The organism is Actinomadura oligospora ATCC 43269 (assembly GCF_000518265.1).
In the GTDB taxonomy this organism is placed as follows: domain Bacteria; phylum Actinomycetota; class Actinomycetes; order Streptosporangiales; family Streptosporangiaceae; genus Spirillospora; species Spirillospora oligospora.
This window is the reverse complement of record NZ_JADG01000009.1, coordinates 254,790-273,373: the sequence shown is the minus strand read 5'-3', so window position 1 is coordinate 273,373 and position 18,584 is coordinate 254,790. Positions and strand designations below refer to the sequence as shown.

Sequence of the window (18,584 nt, the reverse complement as noted above, 5' to 3'; positions counted from 1 at the left end):
AGACCCCTCCCGGGTGAAGGGCGACACCAGGTCAGGCCAAAACACCTCGCCGTTCCCGAATGAATCCTGAAGGAAACCTCTAAATTGTGGAAAATCGGCGGAGCGGACGCCCGCAAGTTCGCCCGGGGAAGCCGTCCAGGACGCCCTGAGCCGCCCTGAGCCGCCCGGAGACGGCTCGGCGGGCGGTCCCCGCACCAAGGGGACCGCCCGCCGGAAGGCCGCAGGGTCAGGACGCCTCGGAGACCGTGGACATGTTGAAGTCCGGCACCCGGACGGGCGGCATCGCCGTCCGCTGGAAGTAGTCCGACCACTCGCGGGCGAGCGTCGGGACCGTCCCGCCGACCTCGCCGAGCCGGCCGAGCAGGTCCACCGGGCTCTCGTTGAACCGGAAGTTGTTCACCGCGCCGACGACCTCGCCGTCCTCGACCAGGTAGACGCCGTCCCGGGTGAGGCCGGTGAGCAGCAGCGACTGCGGCTCCACCTCGCGGATGTACCAGAGGCAGGTGAGCAGCAGGCCGCGCCCGGTCCGGGCGACCATCTCGTCGAGCGAGGCGTCCGCGCCGTCCGGGCCGGTCATCAGCAGGTTGTCCACCGGCGGCGTGATCGGCAGCCCGGTGATCTCCGCCGACCGGCGGGTCTGGGTCAGCGCGGCCAGCGTCCCGTCGTGGATCCAGTCGGTCGGCCCGAGTGGCAGCCCGTTGTCGAACACCGACTCGGTGCGGCCCGAGGCGTGCGCCACCACGAACGGCGCGGCCTCGACCCCGGCGGCGGCCGGGTCGCTGAACAGCCGGACCGGCAGGTTCGCCAGCTTCTCCCCGACCCGGGTGCCGCCGCCCGGCGCGCTGAACACGGTCGCGCCGTCCGCCGCGTCCCGGGCGCCGGTCGACCAGTACAGGTAGATCATCAGGTCGGCGACCGCGGACGGCGGCAGCACCGTCTCGTAGCGTCCGGCGGGAAGGTCGATCCGGCGCTCGCCCCAGCCCAGCCGCCGGTTCAGGCCGGCGGCCATCGCCGGGACGTCCACGTCGGCGAAGTCGCGCGTGCTGACCCCGCTCCACGCCGAGCCGCCCGCGCCCTTGGCGTTCAGCTCCAGGATCCCGGCGGGCTGGTCGTGCCGGGCGCGCAGCCCCGCCGACGACCCGACGAAGGTGGAGGTGACCACGTGGTTGGCGAACCCGTACAGCCGCCGGTCGCCCGCCGCGGCCTCGGCGAACGCCGCGCCGAGCGCGGGCGCCACGTCCCGGTACACCCCGATGCCGGTGTCGGCGGGCGCCGCCGACCAGTCGCCGAACTCCCCGGCGAGCAGCGCGGCGGCGTCGTCGGCGGGCTGGTTGGACGCGGCGTCCGCCTCGGCGGCCCGCACCACGTCCTCGATCTCGTCCGGGCCGACCGCGGCCCGTGACACCACGCCCGCCGCGACGCCGTCGCCGGAGCGGCGCAGCGCGATCACGGTCAGCTGGCCGGAGCTCGTCACGCCGTTGGTGGTCAGGGTGTTGCCCGCCCACCGCAGGTTCGCGGTGCTCGACTCGTCGGCGATGACGATGCAGTCGTCGCCGCGGGACAGCGCGAGCGCGCGTTCCACGGCCTCCTGCGGGGAGAGTGCGCTCACTGGCCCGCCTCCTTGACCGTGTTGAGGATGTTGACGCCGCGGAACACCGCGGACGGGCAGCCGTGGCTGACCGGCGCGACCTGCCCGGGCTGGCCCTTGCCGCAGTTGAACGCCCCGCCCAGCACGTAGGTGGCCGGGCCGCCGACCGCCTCCATCGAGTTCCAGAAGTCGGTGGTGCTGGCCTGGTAGGCGACGTCGCGGACCTGCCCGGCGAGCCGCCCGTTCCGGATCCGGTAGAACCGCTGCCCGGTGAACTGGAAGTTGTACCGCTGCATGTCGATCGACCAGGACTTGTCGCCGACGACGTAGATCCCGTCCTCGACCCCGGCGATCAGGCCGCCGGTGTCCGGGCCGTCCGGGTCGGCGTGGAGCGACACGTTCGCCATCCGCTGGATCGGCGTGCTGTGCGCCGAGTCGGCGAACGCGCACCCGTTGGACCGCCCGGCCCCGGTGAGCCGCGCGATGCGCCGGTCGAGCTGGTAGCCGGTGAACCGGCCGCCGGTGACGATGTCGAACTCCTGGCCCTCCACGCCCTCGTCGTCGTACCCGATCGTGGCGAGGCCGTGCTCGGTGGTGCGGTCGCCGGTCACGTTCATGACCTTCGACCCGTACTGGAGCGTCCCGAGCTTGTCCGGCGTGGCGAACGAGGTGCCCGCGTAGGCCGCCTCGTAGCCGAGCGCCCGGTCCAGCTCGGTCGCGTGCCCGACCGACTCGTGGATCGTCAGCCACAGGTTGGACGGGTCGACCACCAGGTCGTACCGGCCCGCCTCGACCGACGGCGCGGCCAGCTTCTCGGCCAGCAGCTCGGGGATGCGGCCGAGCTCGCCGTCCCAGTCGTGGACGTCGCCGACCAGGTACTCCCAGCCGCGCCCGGCCGGCGGCGCGAGGGTGCGCATCGTGTCGAACGCGCCCTCGGTGATGCCGGTCGCCTCGACCACCGGATGCAGGCGCACCCGCTGCTGCGTCGTGGTCGTCCCGTTCAGGTCGGCGTAGAACTTGTTCTCGCGCACCTGCAGCAGCGCGGCGTCCACGTGGTCGACGCGCGGGTCGCCGAGCAGCCGCCGGCTCCAGTCGGCCAGCAGCCCGACCTTGTCCGGCGTGGACACCGTGAACGGGTCCATCTCGTAGGACGACACCCAGGTCACGTCCCCGTGGGACGGTTCGGGCGCCAGCTCGATCGGCTCGCGGTTGACCGGCGCGGCGACGCGCGCGACCTCGACCGCCCGCTCGGCCAGCGCGGCCGCGCCCCCGGTGGTCAGGTCGATTCCGGCGGCGAAGCCCCAGGTTCCCCCGGCGACGACCCGGACCGACAGCCCGAGGTCGCTGTCGTCGGAGGCGGTCTCCAGGACGGCGTCGCGCAGCCGGAGGCTCTGGGTGCGGATGCGTTCCACCCGGACGTCGGCGTGCTCGGCCCCGAGCTCGCGCGCCCGGCTCAGCGCCGCGTCGGCGAGCGCCCGCAGCGGCAGTGCGGTGAAGGCGGGATCAATGTCATGCACCCTGCTGAACCTACCTTCCCGGCCCCGTCCGATCCCGTGGATACCGGCCGGTGTCGGGGTGTCGCGCCCGGACGTCCAGGCCAGAGGTCCGGGCGGAGCCGAGAACAGGCGTCCGGAACGGGCGCCCGAACCGGCGTCCGGAACAAAGGCGACCTCAGGATCTTGTCGGGAAGGAACATCTCTGCCCCGGGGCCCCGGTCGATACGCTCGACCCCGATGTGATGTGGACAACGGAAGGCATGAGATGAGTCGCTCTGTCCTGGTGACGGGCGGGAACCGGGGCATCGGCCTGGCGATCGCGCGCGAGCTGGCCGCCGCCGGTGACAAGGTCGCCGTCACCTACCGCTCCGGCGAGCCCCCCGAGGGGCTGTTCGGGGTGCGCTGCGACGTGACCAGCTCCGAGGACGTGGACGCCGCGTTCGCGAAGGTGGAGGCGGAGCAGGGCCCGGTCGAGGTGGTGGTCGCCAACGCGGGGATCACCAAGGACACGCTCCTGGCCATCATGAGCGAGGACGCGTTCACCTCCGTCCTCGACACCAACCTCACCGGATCGTTCCGGGTGGCCAAGCGGGCGGTGAAGGGCATGATGCGGGCCCGCAAGGGACGCATCATCCTGGTGTCCTCGGTCGTCGGGCTGCTCGGCTCGGCGGGGCAGGCCAACTACGCCGCGTCCAAGGCGGGCATGGTCGGGTTCGCCCGGTCGCTGGCCCGCGAGCTGGGCTCGCGGGGGATCACCGTGAACGTCGTCGCGCCCGGTTTCGTCGACACCGACATGACCGCCGCGCTGACCGAGGACCAGCAGAAGACGATCAAGAGCGTGATCCCGCTCGGCCGCACCGCCCGGCCGGAGGAGATCGCCAAGACCGTCGGGTTCCTGGCATCCGACGACGCCGCCTACATCACCGGCGCGGTCATCCCGGTGGACGGCGGCCTGGGAATGGGGCACTGAGCGCGATGGGCATCCTCGAGGGCAAGAACATCCTGGTCACCGGCGTCCTGACGGACGCCTCGATCGGGTTCCACGTCGCGCGGGTCGCGCAGCAGGAGGGCGCGCGCGTCGCGCTGACCGCCTACCCGCGGCCGACGCTGACCGCCCGCACCGCCAAGCGGCTGCCGTCCGGCCCGGACGACGTCCCCCCGGTCATCGAGCTGGACGTCACCAACACCGAGCAGCTGGACGCGCTCGCCGGGAACCTCGCCGACGCGGGCTTCGACCGCCTGGACGGCGTCGTCCACTCGATCGGGTTCGCGCCGCAGACCGCGCTCGGCGGCAACTTCCTCGACACCCCGTGGGAGGACGTCGCGGTCGCCGTGCACTCCTCGGCGTACTCGCTGAAGTCGCTCACCATGGCCTGCCTGCCGCTGATGAAGGACGGCGGGTCGGTCGTCGGCCTCGACTTCGACGCGACCAAGGCGTGGCCGGTGTACGACTGGATGGGCGTGGCGAAGGCGGGCCTGGAGTCCACCTGCCGCTACCTGGCCAAGTACCTCGGCCCGCAGAACGTCCGGGTGAACCTGGTCGCGGCGGGACCGCTCGGCACGATGGCGGCCAAGAGCATCCCCGGCTTCCAGGCCATGACCGACCTGTGGCCGCACACCGCGCCGCTCGGCTGGGACATCAAGGACAGCGAGCCCACCGCCAAGGCGATCGTGGCGCTGCTGTCGGACTGGTTCCCGGCCACCACGGGCGAGATCCTGCACGTGGACGGCGGCCTCCACGCCGTCGGCGCCCCGCCCGCCTAGCCCCTCCACGGCGAACGGCGGCGGCCCGGTCCCTCCGACCGGGCCGCCGCCGTTTCTCGTGCCGCCGTCTCCCGTGTTCGCGGACGGTTCGTGCCGGTGGTCAGCGCCGGGTCGGGCGGCGGCGCATCTGGCGGGCGATGTGGCTGAGGTTCAGCGCGGCGGCGGCGCCGATGACCGCGGCGGACCCGGCCACCCAGATCATCTGGCCGCCCTTGGTCGGCTCGGACGCGGCGACCGGCGACACCAGGCGCGTCTGCGGGACGGGCGCACCACCGGGCTGGACGCCGTCCGGCCCGGCGACCTGCGGCGCGGGCAGCAGGCCGGTCAGGTTCGACTGCCGCCCGTTCGGCGCGGCGGCCGGGAACGGCTGAGGGGCCTGGTCGCTCATGAGGGACGGCCCGTTGCCGGTCGGCACGTTCACCCTCGGCCCGCCACCGTCACCGCCGCCGCCGTTGCCCTGGGGCGCCTTGTCGCGTTCGCCGTTCCCGCCGCCGCTGTTGTCGCCCTTGCCGTCCCCGCCGGGGCTCTTGACGGTCTTGGCGGGCGGCTTGGACCTGGTCGGCGTGGGGGACGGCGTGTTGTGGTGGTCGATCCGGTCGCGCAGGTCGTCGAGCTGGCACTTCCAGTTCTCGAGCGTGCTCTTCGGGTCGGTGCCCTTCTTGCACGTCCTGGCGGCGGTCGCGGTCGTGGTCGCCGTCCCGGCGTACGCGGCCGGGGACCCGAGCACGGTCACGACCAAGGCGGTGGCGGAGACCGCCGTGGCCGCGGACCCGATCCTCCGGAGGCGTCGCTGCTGGGGCATGTCACTCCTTCGCTGTTGACGCCCCGTCCAAGAGACTCGGCCGGGGTGTCGCACCGGGGTTCGCGCCTTCGTGATCGAATCGTGCCGCACCGAGCCCCTCCGGTAAACACCGACGCGAGGGTTTCCCCCGTCCCGGTAAAGCCGTTGGCACCAGCGGTGCCGTGGGACCGGCGCCGTCATCGGCACCGTCGGCGCGGGGATCCCGGGCGTCAGCCGAGGACGAGGCGGGCCAGGCGCGTGCGGCGCTCGGGCGCGCCGGTCTCCCGGACGGCCCGGGCGAGGCCGGGTCCGGCCGCCTGCACCACCGACAGGTGGCGCCGGGCGAGGCCGAACGCGGTCGCGACGGCGGGCCGGGACAGCGCGGACCCGGCGACCACGACGACGACCGCGTCCCTGCGGGTGCCGCGCGCGAGCGTCAGCGGCAGCGCCCAGCCGTGCCGCAGCCGCGCCGCCGACGCGGGCGGCACCACGGCCGTCCCGGCCGCGAACGCGATGCTCAGGCCCTCCGGCCCGGCCGCCTCGACCGTGCCGGTCTCGCCGACGGCGGCCTGGGGGAGCGGCGCGGCGACCACGACCCGGTCGCCGACGTCGAACCCGGCGAACCGGCCGGGGCCCGGGTTCAGCTTCGCCTTGAGCGCGGCGTTCAGCGCGCCCGCCGCCGCGTCGCCCGCCGGGGCGAGCGCCACCACCTGCACCTCGGCCGCCGGGATGTCCAGGACGCGGGGGATCGAGTCGGTGACGAGCTGTACCGCGCGGTGCACCGCCTCCTCCTCGCCCATCGCCGGGACGATCACGACCTCCTTGTTCGGCGCGGCCACCTGGGCGAGCCCGCCGCCCCGGACCGTCGCCGTCAGCTCGTCCAGCGGCCCGCCCGGGCCCTCCGGCTCGAGCTCCACCACCGGGACGGTCTCGGACGCCTCGAGGTCATCGAGGACGCGTCCGGGTCCGGCGGGCGGGGCCGCGCCGGGCTCCCCGCAGAGCACCAGGTGCGCGCCGTCCGGGCACGCCTCGACCAGCACCGCGCACAGCTCGACGTCCAGGCCCGAGGCGTCCGGCAGGACGAGCAGGTCCAGCTCGAACGGGCGCTGCTCGCCGCGCCGGTAGAGCACCGAGCCGGGGGCCGTGCCGGGCTCGTCCGCCGGGTCGAGGAGCCGGTGCAGGCCGACGGCGGCGCCGTCCGGCAGGCCCGGGTGCGCGGCGGCCAGGTCGGCGGCGGCGCGGTCGGTCGGCGTGACCAGCGCGGCCCGCACGCCCCGCCCGGCGGCGGCCGTGACGAGCGCGACCGCCGATCCGGCCAGGTCGTTCGCGGTGCCGCGCCAGACCGTCACGCCGGTGCGCAGTGCGGCGGTGAACGCCAGCGAGCGGTCCTCGGGCAGGCCCGAGCGCAGCTCCTTGACCACCGCGTCGTCCAGCAGCGGCGCGGCGGTCGCGTTGAGCCGCTGGAACCCCTCGGCCGCCGCCTCCTCGGTCAGCGCCCACCGGGCCAGCCCGAGCGACTCCTCGGGCTCGGGCAGGTCGGCGTCCTCGTCGAACGCCTCCTCGTCGAACTCCGGCTCCTCGGTGAGGCCGAGCACCTCGCCCTCGTCGAGCGCGTCCTCCACGGCCCGCCGGGGGTCGGTGACGCGCTCCTTCTCCAGCGACGTCAGGACGTCCGGCAGCGGCGTGACGGTGTGCCCGCGCACGGCCGCCTCCGCCAGCAGCGCCGCGGCGAGCGCGCGCCCGCGGCGCGGGTCGTCCGGACGGGCGGCGTCGCCGAGGACCTTCCGGGCGAAGTGGTCGGCCTGCCGGGGCCGGACGCCCGGGACCCGCAGCAGCCGCCACGGGTCGTCCCGGAGCCGGTCCGCGGCGCCCGCGCCGAGGCGGGCGGCTGCGCGGGGCGCGAGCGAGGCCGGGACCCCGGCCTCCTCGAACAGCGCGGTCAGCGCCGCGATCTCGCCCGCCGCGTCTGCGGCTGCGTCGGAGGTGGAGGCGGCGGTCTCGGAGTTGCCGGCGGAGGTCTCGGTCACGGTCTTCCCGGATGGCTGGTCAGAGTCTGGTCAGGGCGCGGCCCGCGAGCGGTGGACGACGCGGGCAGGGCCGCTCCCGAGCGTGCCACGCCCGGCCCGTCCACGCGAACCGAGCCACGCGGACACCCCGACCCCGTTCGGGTCCCCGGGGCCGCCACGCCCCGGCGCGGAGGGGCGGAGGGGGGCGGTGCGAGTTGGCCGGTGCGCGGCGGTCAGTGCGCGGCGGTCATGTCGGAGACGTCGTCGAGCGCGCGGCGGATCTCGTCCGGCAGCGTCAGCGCCTCGCTCGCCAGCGCCTGCCCGAGCTGCCCGGCGGTCCGCGCCCCGACGATCGGCGCGGCGACGCCCGGACGGTCCCGGACCCAGCTCAGCGCTACCGCGAGCGGCGTCGTGTTGAGCCCCTCGGCGGCGGTCACGACCGACTCCACGATCCGGGCGCACTCCTCGTCCAGGAACGGCTGGACGAACTCGGCGAAGTGCGCGGTCGCGGCGCGCGACCCGGTGGGGATGCCGGTGCGGTACTTGCCGGTCAGCACGCCCCGGCCGAGCGGCGACCACGGCAGCAGCGCGGCGTCGGCGTCCCGGACGGCGGGCAGCAGCTCGCGCTCGGGGTCGCGGCTCAGCAGCGAGTACTCGGCCTGGACGGCCACGACCGGCGCGCGGCCCGGCCAGGCCCGCTGCCACGCCGCGGCCTTGGCGGCCTGCCATCCGGTGAAGTTGGCGACGCCGACGTAGCGGGCCCGGCCGGACGCGACCGCCTCGTCCAGCGCGCCCAGGGTCTCCTCGAGCGGCGTCGCCGGGTCGTAGACGTGCAGCTGCCACAGGTCCACGTAGTCGACGCCGAGCCGGTCCAGGGACGCGTCGAGCGCCGCCAGCAGGTGCCGCCGGGAGCCGTCGTAGCGTCCGTCCGGCCTGATCGCGGCCTTGGTCGACACGACCAGCTCGTCGCGGCCGACGGTCTCGCGCATGAGGTGGCCGAGGATCCGCTCGGCGTCACCGTCGCTGTAGACGTCGGCGGTGTCGACGAGGGTGCCCCCGGCGTCGGCGAACGCGATCAGCTGCGCCGCCGCCTCGTCGGGCTCGGTGTCCTGCCCCCAGGTCATGGTGCCCAGCCCGAGCCGGGAGACGACGAGGCCGCTCCGCCCGACGTGACGCTCCTTCATGGAGGGTGAGGGTATCCGCTCCGGCGCCGCGCCAGCCGTCCCGCCCGCCCGGACCGGCCGGGCGGGACGCCGGGTGCGCGGGCGGGCGTTCGCGGGGGCGGCCGGGGCGGTCGGGGCGACCGCTACCCTTCGGTGGGGCCCGATCATCGGGCCCGGGGCCCGGTGACGGACGCGGCCCGACCCGCCTCCGTCCCGCCCGGCCGACCTGCCGTCCCGCGCTCGTCCCGAGGGGAAACCACCGACCGTGAACGTCGTCGAAGCGACCGTGCTCGGCATCGTCCAGGGCCTGACGGAGTTCCTGCCGATCTCCAGCTCCGGCCACCTGCTGATCGTCCCCAAGCTGCTCGGCTGGGGGGACCCGGGCGCGGCGTTCACCGCCGTGATCCAGCTCGGCACCATGCTCGCGGTCATCATCTACTTCTGGCGCGACCTGGTGAACATCATCACCACCTGGACCAAGAGCCTCTGGACGCCCGACCTGCGGCCGACCATGGACGCAAGGATGGGCTGGTACATCGGCCTCGGCACCATCCCGATCTCGGTGATCGGCCTGATCGGCAAGGACTTCATCGAGAAGGGCGCGCGGAACCTGTGGCTGAACGCGTCCTCGCTGATCATCATGGGCCTGCTGCTGATGGTCGCCGAGTGGGCGGGGGCCCGCAAGCGCGAGGTCGCCGACCTCAACCTGCGGGACGGCCTGGTCATCGGCGCCTTCCAGTGCCTGTCGCTGATCCCGGGCTCGTCCCGGTCGGGCTCGACCATGACCGGCGCGCTGTTCCTCGGCTACACCCGTGAGGCCGCGGCCCGGTACTCGTTCCTGCTGTCGGTCCCGGCGGTGGTGCTGTCCGGCCTGTTCGAGCTGCGCAAGGCGTTCGACGGCGGACTCTCCTGGGGGCCGACGATCATCGCGACCGTGGTGTCGTTCGTGGTCGGCTACGCCTGCATCGCCTGGCTGCTGAAGTACCTGGCCAAGCACTCGATGATGATCTTCGTGTACTACCGGGTGGCGCTGGGCGGGGCCCTGATCGGCCTGCTCGCCGCCGGGGCGATCTCCGCCACCTGACCCGCCCGATCCGCGGCCCGGACCCGTCCCCGGCCGCCCTCTCAGTCGCACCTCCGCCGAACCCCTGACGAAACCCCCCGAGGAACCGCCGCTCACCGACGGATTTTTCCGTCCTGAAGTGCGGCTTTTCGGGGGGTTTCGGGGCTAGAGTGCCCGGTCATGGCGAGCATGCGGTTCTCCCCGGCCGACGACTCCGGACGGCTCGAGGCCGGAGCGGCCGACGACCCCGGCTACCTGGCGTCCATGCGTCCGCCGGCGACGGCCCTCGGGCAGCTCCGGCTGATGGTGTCGGCCCTGCTCACGGCCCCGGTGCTGATCCTGGCGATCAGTCCGATGATCGTGCGGACCGGCCCCGGACGGCTCGGCGACCTCGCGCCCCTGCTGCTCCTGCCGGTGCTCGCCGGGGCCATCGCGGCGGCGGTGCTGGGGCCCCGCGCGCCTCGCCCGCTGGCCCCTGACCAGGACGGTGAGGGGACGGCCCGTAAGGCGATCATGCAGTTCCGCCAGGCGATCTTGTTCCGCTACGCCCTGGCCGAGGGGACGATCCTGGCCGGTCTGCCGCTGGCGATGATCGGCCGCGGCGTCTGGGTCTTCGTCTTCGCGTTCCTCGTCGGCTACCCGATCCTGGTGTGGCTGACGCTCCCCACCCGGACCCGCGTCGAGGCCGTCCGCCGCCGCCTGGAGTCCGCCGGACAGCCGTCCCATCTCTGGTCGGAGCTGCTGCGCCCGCTGAACGGCCGGTGAACATCGGCGGAAACATGACCCTGCCCTTCCCCGGGGTGACCCGGGGAAGGGCAGGGCCTGCTGAGCGGCTGACCGCTATCAGTGACCGTGGTGGTGATGGTGACCGTGGTGGTGATGGTGACCGTGGTGGTGACCATGGTGGTGACCATAGTCGTCGCCGTAGTCGTCGTCGCCGTAGCCGTTGTCGTTGTCGTTGTCGTACCACCACCAGTGGTGGTGGTGGTGCCGGTGGTGGCAGTAGTAGTAGCGGTGGTGGTGGTGCCAGTACCAGCGGCACCAGTAGTCGCTCTGGGTCGACGGGCCGTTCGGCTGCGCGACCTGGGTCGCCGCCGGAGCCGTGCCGCCCGCGGGCGCCGGTGAGCCGGCCGCGAAGGCCGGTCCGCCCATCAGGCCGGCGACCAGCGCGCCGCTGGCGGCTGTGGTGACTATGAGCTTGGAGAGCATGTCGCTCCTCTCCTGGAATGGTTGGACGGGAGCATTCCTACCAAGCGTCATCGTCTGATCACAATGGGTGGCTATGTGGTGACGTTCGCGCAGGTCGGCCCGGGAAAGGGCCGCTCAGTCCGAGGACGGCGGTGGGGTAGGGGGTGTGGCCGGAGGCGCCGGCGGAGAGGCTGGCGCGGAGGTCACCGGGGACTGGCCGCCGGTCCCGGCGGCCTGGTCGATCCTGGGAGTGTGCTTGGGCGAGCCATCCCGCCACGAAAGTGAATCCCGGGGTGAACTCCGTGGTGATGAGCGCCTGGAGGGGTGCCGCCGCCAACGACGGCGCGGGCGGCTTCAACGCCACCCGACGACGAACCCCGCGACCAGACTCGCTCCGTCGGCCGCAGCCACCTCGGTCTCGATCGGTGCCGCGACGCCTGTCTCCTGGGGGGGCCACTGCACCCGTGGTTCTCCCGGCGGCCACCCTTGCCTGGCCGGTAACCCTCAGCACTTTCCGGATATTTTGAAGCCGGGCGCGGGGCAGACCCGGCGCCAGCTCTGGAGTCCGCCGGACAGCCGTCCTGTCTCTGGTCGGAGCTGCTGCGCCGGCTGAACGGCCGCTGAACATCAGCGAAACATGGCCCTGCCCTTCCCTGGGGTGACCCGGGGAAGGGCAGGGCCTGCTGAGCGGCTGACAGCTATCAGTGACCGTGGCCGTGGTGGTGCCCATGGTGATGACCGTGGTGGCCGTGGCACCAGTAGTAGTGGTGGTGGTGGTACCAGTACCACCTGCAGTACATGGCCTGCTGTGTCGACGCACCGCCCTGCGTCGCGGACTGGCTCGCTGGAGCCGTGCCGCCCGCGGGCGCCGGCGAGCCGGCCGCGAAGGCCGGTCCGCCCATCAGGCCGGCGACCAGCGCGCCGCTGGCGGCTGTGGTGACTATGAGCTTGGAGAGCATGTCGCTCCTCTCCTGGAATGGTTGGACGGGAGCATTCCTACCAAGCGTCATCGTCTGATCACAATTAGTGGCTATGTGGAACGTCTGTGCAGGTCGGCCCGGGGAACGATCGCTCAGTCCGAGGACGGCGGTGGGGTAGGGGGTGTGGCCGGAGGCGCCGGCGGAGAGGCTGGCGCGGGAGTCGCCGGGGACTGGCCGCCGGTCCCGGCGGCCTGGTCGATCCTGGGAGTGTGCCTGGCGAGCCATCCCGCCAGGAAAGTGAAGCCCGTGGTGATGGCCGCCGTGACGAGCGCCTGGAGGGGCACCGCCATCGACGAGAGCGCGGGCAGCTTCAACACCAGCCACCCGACGACGAACCCCGCCACCAGACTCGTTCCGCTGGCCGCGGTCACCTTGGTCTCGATCGGTGTCGCCATTCCTGTCTCCTTGGGGGGACCCGCTGCACCCATGGTCCCCCTGGAGGCCGCCCTTGCCTAGCCGGTAATCTCCAGAAATTCCCGGAAATTATGGAGTCGCAGGTGGAGCGGCCCCCGCACCGGCTCAGAGCCAGCGGTTGCGGCGCAGGATGCGGAACAGCACGACGCAGATGACGGCCATCACGCCCAGGACGATCGGATAGCCGTAGTGGGTGTGCAGCTCCCACATGTGGTCGAAGTTCATCCCGTAGACGCCCGCGATGGCCGTCGGGACGGCGATGATCGCGGCCCACGCCGAGATCTTGCGCATGTCGTCGTTCTGCCGCTGGCCGAGCAGCGCCAGGTGCGCGCTGAGGACGCTGTTGAGGAGCTCGTTGTGCGCGTCCACCTGGGTGTCGACGCGCAGCAGGTGGTCCAGGACGTCGCGGAAGTACTCGCGGACGCCGTGGCACTCGGTCACCCGCCCGCGTGCGATCTCCTCCATGACCGGGACGAGCGGGTCCTCGGCGCTGCGGAACTCCAGCACCTCGCGCTTGAGGGAGTAGATCCGCTCGGTCACGTCCGGGGCGTGCGGGTCGAACACGGCGCGTTCCAGCTCGATGATCTGGCGCTCGACCTCGTGCGCGACGATCCCGTAGCGGTCCACGACCTCGTCGCACACCGCGTACAGGACGGCCGTGGGCCCGTGGTGCAGCATCTCGCGGTCCGACTCCAGCCGCTCGCGCACCCGCCGGAGCGGGTTGCCCGCGCCGTGCCGGACGGTCACCGCGAAGTCGCGGCCGAGGAACAGCATGATCTCGCCGACCTCGATGTCGGCGGTCGCCTCGGTGAAGGCGAGCGTCTTCAGGACCAGGAACAGGGTGTCGTCGTAGCGCTCCAGCTTGGGCCGCTGGTGCGCCGAGACCGCGTCCTCGGCGGCGAGCGGGTGCAGCCTGAGCTCGTCCCGGACCAGCTCGAACTCCTCGGCGCTGGGTTCGAACAGGCCGATCCAGAGAAAGCAGTCGCCCCGCTCGCGGGCGGCGTCGAACGCGTCGCTGATGTCACCGTCGATGTCCGTGCGGACACCGTCGGCGTAGATGGCCTTGTCCACAATCATGCCGGGCATTGTTGCGCGAACGGTGAAGAACATGCGTGCTTCGCCGAAACGGACGCCTCTCGTAGAGTGCTCGCTGTGACCACCCTCCTTCTCGTGCGCCATGGCCGCACCGCGCTGACCGGACCGGTGCTGGCCGGCTGGACGCCCGGCCTCGGACTGGACGACCACGGCCGCGCGCAGGCCGACGACCTGGCCGGACGCCTCGCCGGGACGCCGCTGGCCGCCGTGGTGTCCAGCCCCCTCGACCGCTGCCTGCAGACCGCCGAGGCCGTCGCCGCGCGCACCGGCACCGAGAAGATCGAGGTGGACGACCGGTTCGGCGAGGTCCGGTACGGCGACTGGACGGGCCGTCCGCTGAAGGAACTCGCCGAGGAACCGCTGTGGCGGGTCGTCCAGGCGCACCCGAGCGCCGCGGTGTTCCCCGGCGAGGCGGGAGAGGGCCTCGCCGACGCCCAGCACCGCGCGGTCGCCGCCGTCCGGGACTGGAACGCCCGGATCGCCGCCGAGCACGGCCCGGACGCCGTCTACCTGGTGTGCAGCCACGGCGACATCATCAAGGCGCTCGTCGCCGACGCGCTCGGCCTGCACCTGGACCAGTTCCAGCGGATCCAGGCCGACCCGGCGTCGCTCACCGCGATCCGCTACACCGAGCTGCGCCCCTTCCTGGTCCGGCTGAACGACACCGGCGGGGAGGTCGCCTCGCTGCTGCCGAAGCCCGCCGGCGACGCGCCAGGCCGGGACGGTGACGCGCCCGTCGGCGGCGGCGCGTAGGGTCTGGTGTCATGCCGGTCATCTCCTACGAACTGCCCGACCGCTTCGTCGCCGGGACGGTCGGCGAGCCCGGCGGGCGCGCCTTCTTCCTGCAGGCCCGTGAGGGCCGCCGCCTCACCAGCGTCGGGCTGGAGAAGTTCCAGGTCAGCCTGCTCGCCGAGCGGCTGTCGGAACTGCTCGACGAGGTGCTGCGGCGCAGTGGCGGCACCGCGCACGTCCCTGCCGTGACCCCCGACGCCCTGCACGACGACGAGCCGCTGGACGAGCCGGTGGAGGAGGAGTTCCGGGTCGGCACCATGGCCCTGGCCTGGGACCCCGAGGACGAGCGGGTCGTCATCGAGGCGCAGGAGGCCACCGGCGACGAGGACGAGGACGCCGAGGTCGGCGAGCCGGACCCGGCCATCGCGGTGCTGCGGGTGCGGATCAGCGCCGCGCAGGCCCGCGCGTTCGCCGAGCGCGCCCTGAAGGTCGTCGCCGCGGGCCGCCCGCCGTGCCCGCTGTGCGGCCTGCCGCTGTCGGCCGAGGGTCACGTCTGCCCCCGGCAGAACGGCTACCTGGGGTGACGCGCCCCGCGCGGATCCGGGCCGCGCGCTGCTGGATCATGGCCGCCCGGCCCGGGAGAATGGACGTATGACGCAGGCTTCACGCGGACGCACGCCCGCCGACGACGACCGCGGCGGGGCCGCCGACGGCGGCGGGGGCGTGTCACCCCGGGACACCGAGGCGGCCGAGCGGCTGCTGACCGAGGGCGCGCTCACCGTCGAGGGACGCCTCGTCCAGGCGTCCAACGCGACCCTGTACTGCTCGGTCGAGCGGGCCGGGGTGCGGGCCGCGTGCGTCTACAAGCCGGTCGCGGGGGAGCGCCCGCTCTGGGACTTCCCGGACGGCACGCTCGCCGAGCGCGAGGTCGCCGCCTACGAGGTGTCGCAGGCGATGGGCTGGCACACCGTCCCGCCGACCGTGCACCGCGACGGCCCGTACGGCGTCGGCATGGTCCAGCTGTGGGTCGAGCCCGACCCCGACACCGACACCGTGGCCCTGTCCCGGTCGGACGCCGACCCGATCCGCCGGATGGCGGTGTTCGACGCGGTCGTCAACAACGCCGACCGCAAGATCGGCCACCTGCTCCCGCCCGGCGACGGCCACGTCTACGGCTGCGACCACGGAGTGTGCTTCTCGGTCGACTACAAGCTGCGCACGGTGCTGTGGCAGTGGCGGGGCAAGCCGCTGACCGCCGAGGCGCTGGACGCGCTCGGCCGCGTCGAGACGTCGCTGCGGTCCGGGCGGCTCGGCGACCGGCTCGGCGCGCTGCTGACCACCGACGAGGTGGACGCGACGCGCCGCCGGGTCGAGCTGATGCTCAAGCACCGCATCCACCCCTACCCGCCGGAGGACTGGCCCGCCGTTCCCTGGCCCCCGCTTTAACCCCATATGGCGCCGAATGCTGCAATGGGCGCCATGTGTACGGCGATCGTCAGCGTGGACCCCGCCTCCCCGGTCCCGGTGCTCCTCGTGGGCGTCCGGGACGAGTTCCTCGACCGGGCCTGGGAGCCGCCCGGACACCACTGGCCCGAGTACCCCCGCCTCCTCGGCGGACGCGACCGCAGGGCCGGCGGCACCTGGCTCGCCGTCGACCCCGGCGCCCGCCGCGCGGCGACCGTCCTGAACGGCCGCGGCCCGCTCGCCCCCGAGGGCCGCCGCCGCTCCCGCGGCGACCTGTCGCTGCGCGTCGCCGCGAACGGCGACCCCGGCGACCTGGACCTGCCCGCCTACGACCCGTTCTTCCTGCTCGGCGTCCAGCCGGACGGCGCGCGCATGTGGAGCTGGGACGGCGCCGAGCACACCGAACGCGACCTCGGCCCCGGCCTGCACATCGTCGTCAACAACGGCCTGAACGGCGAGGGCCACCGCGAGGGCGTCGTCGAGGACGCCTTCATGCACGCCCGCCTCGCCCACCTGCGCCCGCTGCTGGCCGCCGCGCCCCGCCCGGAGCCGCGTCCCGGCGGGGACGCCCGCGACTGGGCGCCCTGGCTGGCCGAGCTCGAGGGCGGCGGCCTCGACCGCACCGACCAGCGCACGCTGCTCCCGCTGCACGAGTTCGAACCCGGCCGCGTCTGGGGTACCACCTCGATCAGCCTGGTCGGGCTCGCCCCGGACCTGGTCCGCTACGACTTCTCCGCCCGCCCCGGCGACCCGTCCGCCTGGACGACCATCCTCTGACCCCGCCCTTCCCTTCCCCCCCCAGCCCCTTCCCCGCGCCCCGCGGATTCCCGCGGGCGGGTCGGCGGCGCGCGGCACCTTTTCGGGGGTCGCGCGCGCGACGAGATGACTGTGGGTGCTAACTTCGCTACCTAGCGCGATCTTCGTCGGGCGCACCCGGTGCCGCCGACCGTGCGGGGACGCGCCCAGGTCATCACGCAGAGCGGGGGAAGTGCAGATGGCAGCACGACGACGGGGGACGGTGATCGCCGCGGGGCTCGGGGCGGCCGCTCTCGGACTGGCCGCGTGCGGCGGCGGAGGCGGTGGAGGAGGCGGCGGGGCCGCCGGAGGGACGCTGAAGGTCGTCGGGTCGTCCGACCCGGACCACATCGACACCTCGAGCGTCTACACCACCTGGGGCAACCTGCTGGCCCGCCAGTTCTCGCGGACCCTGTTCAACGTCAAGGCCGCCGACAACTTCGACGACGCGATCAAGGTCGTCCCGGACGCCGCCAGCGAGATCCCGTCCACCGGCAACGGCGGGCTCAGCAAGGACGGCAGGACCTACACGATCAAGCTGCGCGACGGCATGCAGTGGGGCACCAACCCCGTCCGGCCGGTCGTCGCGGGCGACTTCGTCCGCGGCATCAAGCGCATCTGCAACCCCGCCAAGCCGTCCGGCGGCACGGCGTACTACACCGAGACCATCCAGGGCTTCAGCAAGTACTGCGACGGCTTCTCCAAGGTCAGCGCGACCAGCGCCGCCGCGATCGCGGCCTACCAGAACGGCCACCAGATCCCCGGCCTCCAGGCCAAGGACGACAAGACGCTGGTCATCAAGCTGGTCAACCCGGCCAGCGACTTCACCAACATCCTCGGCCTGACGTTCTCGGCGGCGGCCCCGGCGGAGTACGACAAGCTCATCCCGGACAGCCCGGAGTTCCGCACGCACACGATCTCCGACGGCCCGTACAGGATCACCTCCTACCAGCCGAACAAGCAGATCACGCTGGCGAAGAACACCGCCTGGAAGGCCGACTCGGACCCGATCCGGGAGCAGAACCCCGACGGCATCCAGATCACGATGGGGCAGGACTCGCCCGAGACCGTCCAGCAGCAGATGGAGTCCGGCGCGGCCGACCTGTCCTGGGACCAGACCGTTCCGACCGGGCAGATACCGAGCCTGAAGTCCAAGCCCGGCTTCAAGATCATGGACGGGTCGTCCAGCAACCCCTACATCGTCTTCAACACCCTCAGCCCGAACAACGGCGGCGCGCTCGGCAAGACCGCGGTGCGGCAGGCGATCAACTACGCCGTCGACAAGGCCGCGACGGTCCAGATCTACGGCGGCCCGGACGTCAGCAGCGTGCTGAACCAGGTCATCCCGCCGCGCAGCGTCGGCTACAAGCAGTTCAACCTGTACCCGACGCCGGACGACTCCGGCGACCCGAACAAGTGCAGGTCGATGCTGAGCGGCGCCGGGTACCCGGGCGGGCTCACGCTGAAGTTCCCCTACCGGGTCTCCGGCAACCACCCGAAGATCGCCCAGTCCGTCCAGGCGAACCTGGCCAAGTGCGGCATCAAGGCCCAGCTCACGCCGGACACCAACGGCACGTTCTACAGCAAGACGCTGGTCACCCCGGCGGACGCCAAGGCCGGCAAGTGGGACATCGCCGGGCCCGGCTGGGTGCCGGACTGGTACGGCAACAACGGCCGCACCAACATCGTCCCGCTGTTCGACGGACGGCACTACGGCCCGAACTCCACCAACTACGGCGGCTACAACAACCCGGCCGTGAACAAGCTGATCGACCAGGCGCTCGAGGCCAAGAGCGTGGACACGGCCTCCAACGCGTGGGCGCAGGCCGACCGGCAGATCATGCAGGACGCCGCGGTCGTCCCGCTGATGAACCAGAAGTACCCGATCTTCCACTCGTCCCGGGTGAAGAACGCCAAGTACCTGCCGCAGTTCCAGGGCTACGACTACAGCCTCATCAAGCTCCAGTGACCGCCGTCCCGGCCGGGACCGCGCCGCGCGGGGCCCGGCCGGGACGCGGGCTCGGCGGCCCGCCCGGACGGCGAGGGCCGCCCGGG

The 18,584-nt window shown here is 73.1% G+C and carries 18 protein-coding genes; 9 read left to right on the top strand and 9 right to left on the bottom strand.

All coding sequences use genetic code 11. From position 1 onward, the window contains the following. Window positions 1–226 precede the first annotated feature (226 nt). Together P696_RS0115225 and P696_RS0115220 are read right to left on the bottom strand one after the other, a co-directional pair. Window positions 227–1,609, bottom strand: a complete 1,383-nt coding sequence (locus tag P696_RS0115225; protein ID WP_026413019.1) for a metallopeptidase TldD-related protein — start codon at window positions 1,607–1,609, stop codon at window positions 227–229. Next, on the bottom strand, window positions 1,606–3,105 hold the full coding sequence (locus P696_RS0115220; RefSeq protein ID WP_026413018.1) for a TldD/PmbA family protein: 1,500 nt from the start codon (window positions 3,103–3,105) through the stop codon (window positions 1,606–1,608). The genes P696_RS0115225 and P696_RS0115220 overlap by 4 nt, the downstream gene beginning before the upstream one ends. Window positions 3,106–3,349: 244 nt before the next feature. Between P696_RS0115220 and fabG the strand changes: the two genes are divergently transcribed. After that, window positions 3,350–4,054 carry a 3-oxoacyl-[acyl-carrier-protein] reductase gene (gene fabG / locus P696_RS0115215; RefSeq protein WP_026413017.1) on the top strand — a complete coding sequence of 235 codons (705 nt, stop codon included), beginning with the start codon at window positions 3,350–3,352 and terminating at the stop codon, window positions 4,052–4,054. 5 nt (window positions 4,055–4,059) lie between these two features. After that, complete coding sequence (gene fabI, locus P696_RS0115210) at window positions 4,060–4,848, top strand: enoyl-ACP reductase FabI (protein WP_026413016.1); 789 nt, start codon at window positions 4,060–4,062, stop codon at window positions 4,846–4,848. Window positions 4,849–4,948: 100 nt separating this feature from the next. Here fabI and P696_RS0115205 read toward each other — a convergent pair whose 3' ends face one another. From P696_RS0115205 to P696_RS0115195, 3 genes are all read right to left on the bottom strand, one after another. Then, window positions 4,949–5,650, bottom strand: a complete 702-nt coding sequence (locus P696_RS0115205; protein ID WP_026413015.1) for a hypothetical protein — start codon at window positions 5,648–5,650, stop codon at window positions 4,949–4,951. A gap of 209 nt (window positions 5,651–5,859) precedes the next feature. Next, the gene (locus P696_RS45660; RefSeq protein ID WP_084337542.1) at window positions 5,860–7,656 is read right to left on the bottom strand and encodes a helix-hairpin-helix domain-containing protein; all 1,797 of its coding nucleotides are present in this window, start codon (window positions 7,654–7,656) and stop codon (window positions 5,860–5,862) included. A gap of 212 nt (window positions 7,657–7,868) precedes the next feature. After that, entirely contained in the window at window positions 7,869–8,819 is a 951-nt protein-coding gene (locus tag P696_RS0115195; RefSeq protein WP_026413014.1) for an aldo/keto reductase, read from the bottom strand. A gap of 244 nt (window positions 8,820–9,063) precedes the next feature. On the opposite strand from P696_RS0115195, the gene P696_RS0115190 reads away from it, so the two are divergent. Both P696_RS0115190 and P696_RS45655 read left to right on the top strand, forming a co-directional pair. Then, a complete protein-coding gene (locus P696_RS0115190; RefSeq protein WP_026413013.1) occupies window positions 9,064–9,882 on the top strand; it encodes an undecaprenyl-diphosphate phosphatase in 819 nt (272 codons plus the stop codon). Between the two features lie 159 nt (window positions 9,883–10,041). Beyond that, a complete protein-coding gene (locus P696_RS45655; RefSeq protein WP_034485138.1) occupies window positions 10,042–10,626 on the top strand; it encodes a hypothetical protein in 585 nt (194 codons plus the stop codon). 78 nt (window positions 10,627–10,704) lie between these two features. Here the strand turns inward: P696_RS45655 and P696_RS55925 are convergent, their stop codons facing one another. From P696_RS55925 to corA, 4 genes are all read right to left on the bottom strand, one after another. After that, window positions 10,705–11,070, bottom strand: coding sequence for a hypothetical protein (locus tag P696_RS55925; RefSeq protein ID WP_026413012.1), 366 nt, complete (start codon window positions 11,068–11,070; stop codon window positions 10,705–10,707). A gap of 680 nt (window positions 11,071–11,750) precedes the next feature. Next, the gene (locus P696_RS0115170) at window positions 11,751–12,059 is read right to left on the bottom strand and encodes a hypothetical protein (protein ID WP_157429720.1); all 309 of its coding nucleotides are present in this window, start codon (window positions 12,057–12,059) and stop codon (window positions 11,751–11,753) included. A gap of 62 nt (window positions 12,060–12,121) precedes the next feature. Beyond that, complete coding sequence (locus tag P696_RS45650) at window positions 12,122–12,424, bottom strand: hypothetical protein (RefSeq protein ID WP_034485005.1); 303 nt, start codon at window positions 12,422–12,424, stop codon at window positions 12,122–12,124. A gap of 124 nt (window positions 12,425–12,548) precedes the next feature. Further along, entirely contained in the window at window positions 12,549–13,520 is a 972-nt protein-coding gene (gene corA / locus P696_RS0115160; protein ID WP_026413010.1) for a magnesium/cobalt transporter CorA, read from the bottom strand. A gap of 75 nt (window positions 13,521–13,595) precedes the next feature. Between corA and P696_RS0115155 the strand changes: the two genes are divergently transcribed. The 5 genes from P696_RS0115155 (at window position 13,596) to P696_RS0115135 (ending at window position 18,498) form a co-directional block, all read left to right on the top strand. Further along, window positions 13,596–14,291 (top strand): histidine phosphatase family protein, encoded by a 696-nt coding sequence (locus P696_RS0115155; RefSeq protein WP_026413009.1) that lies wholly within the window; start codon window positions 13,596–13,598, stop codon window positions 14,289–14,291. Between the two features lie 11 nt (window positions 14,292–14,302). Next, complete coding sequence (locus P696_RS0115150) at window positions 14,303–14,854, top strand: DUF3090 domain-containing protein (RefSeq protein ID WP_026413008.1); 552 nt, start codon at window positions 14,303–14,305, stop codon at window positions 14,852–14,854. A gap of 67 nt (window positions 14,855–14,921) precedes the next feature. Continuing rightward, window positions 14,922–15,716, top strand: a complete 795-nt coding sequence (locus P696_RS0115145) for an SCO1664 family protein (RefSeq protein ID WP_026413007.1) — start codon at window positions 14,922–14,924, stop codon at window positions 15,714–15,716. 33 nt (window positions 15,717–15,749) lie between these two features. Beyond that, window positions 15,750–16,511, top strand: coding sequence for an NRDE family protein (locus P696_RS0115140; protein WP_026413006.1), 762 nt, complete (start codon window positions 15,750–15,752; stop codon window positions 16,509–16,511). Between the two features lie 217 nt (window positions 16,512–16,728). Further along, on the top strand, window positions 16,729–18,498 hold the full coding sequence (locus tag P696_RS0115135; protein WP_026413005.1) for an ABC transporter substrate-binding protein: 1,770 nt from the start codon (window positions 16,729–16,731) through the stop codon (window positions 18,496–18,498). Window positions 18,499–18,584: the final 86 nt, after the last annotated feature.

Excerpts from the sequence above, each read along its gene's own strand:
- fabG (WP_026413017.1), top strand. The coding sequence starts at position 3,350 with ATGAGTCGCTCTGTCCTGGTGACGGGCGGGAACCGGGGCATCGGCCTG.
- P696_RS55925 (WP_026413012.1), bottom strand. The coding sequence starts at position 11,070 with ATGCTCTCCAAGCTCATAGTCACCACAGCCGCCAGCGGCGCGCTGGTC.
- P696_RS0115140 (WP_026413006.1), top strand. The coding sequence starts at position 15,750 with ATGTGTACGGCGATCGTCAGCGTGGACCCCGCCTCCCCGGTCCCGGTG.
- fabI (WP_026413016.1), top strand. The coding sequence starts at position 4,060 with ATGGGCATCCTCGAGGGCAAGAACATCCTGGTCACCGGCGTCCTGACG.
- corA (WP_026413010.1), bottom strand. The coding sequence starts at position 13,520 with ATGATTGTGGACAAGGCCATCTACGCCGACGGTGTCCGCACGGACATC.
- P696_RS0115135 (WP_026413005.1), top strand. The coding sequence starts at position 16,729 with ATGGCAGCACGACGACGGGGGACGGTGATCGCCGCGGGGCTCGGGGCG.
- P696_RS0115145 (WP_026413007.1), top strand. The coding sequence starts at position 14,922 with ATGACGCAGGCTTCACGCGGACGCACGCCCGCCGACGACGACCGCGGC.
- P696_RS0115205 (WP_026413015.1), bottom strand. The coding sequence starts at position 5,650 with ATGCCCCAGCAGCGACGCCTCCGGAGGATCGGGTCCGCGGCCACGGCG.
- P696_RS45650 (WP_034485005.1), bottom strand. The coding sequence starts at position 12,424 with ATGGCGACACCGATCGAGACCAAGGTGACCGCGGCCAGCGGAACGAGT.
- P696_RS0115150 (WP_026413008.1), top strand. The coding sequence starts at position 14,303 with ATGCCGGTCATCTCCTACGAACTGCCCGACCGCTTCGTCGCCGGGACG.
- P696_RS0115170 (WP_157429720.1), bottom strand. The coding sequence starts at position 12,059 with ATGACGCTTGGTAGGAATGCTCCCGTCCAACCATTCCAGGAGAGGAGC.
- P696_RS45655 (WP_034485138.1), top strand. The coding sequence starts at position 10,042 with ATGGCGAGCATGCGGTTCTCCCCGGCCGACGACTCCGGACGGCTCGAG.
- P696_RS0115195 (WP_026413014.1), bottom strand. The coding sequence starts at position 8,819 with ATGAAGGAGCGTCACGTCGGGCGGAGCGGCCTCGTCGTCTCCCGGCTC.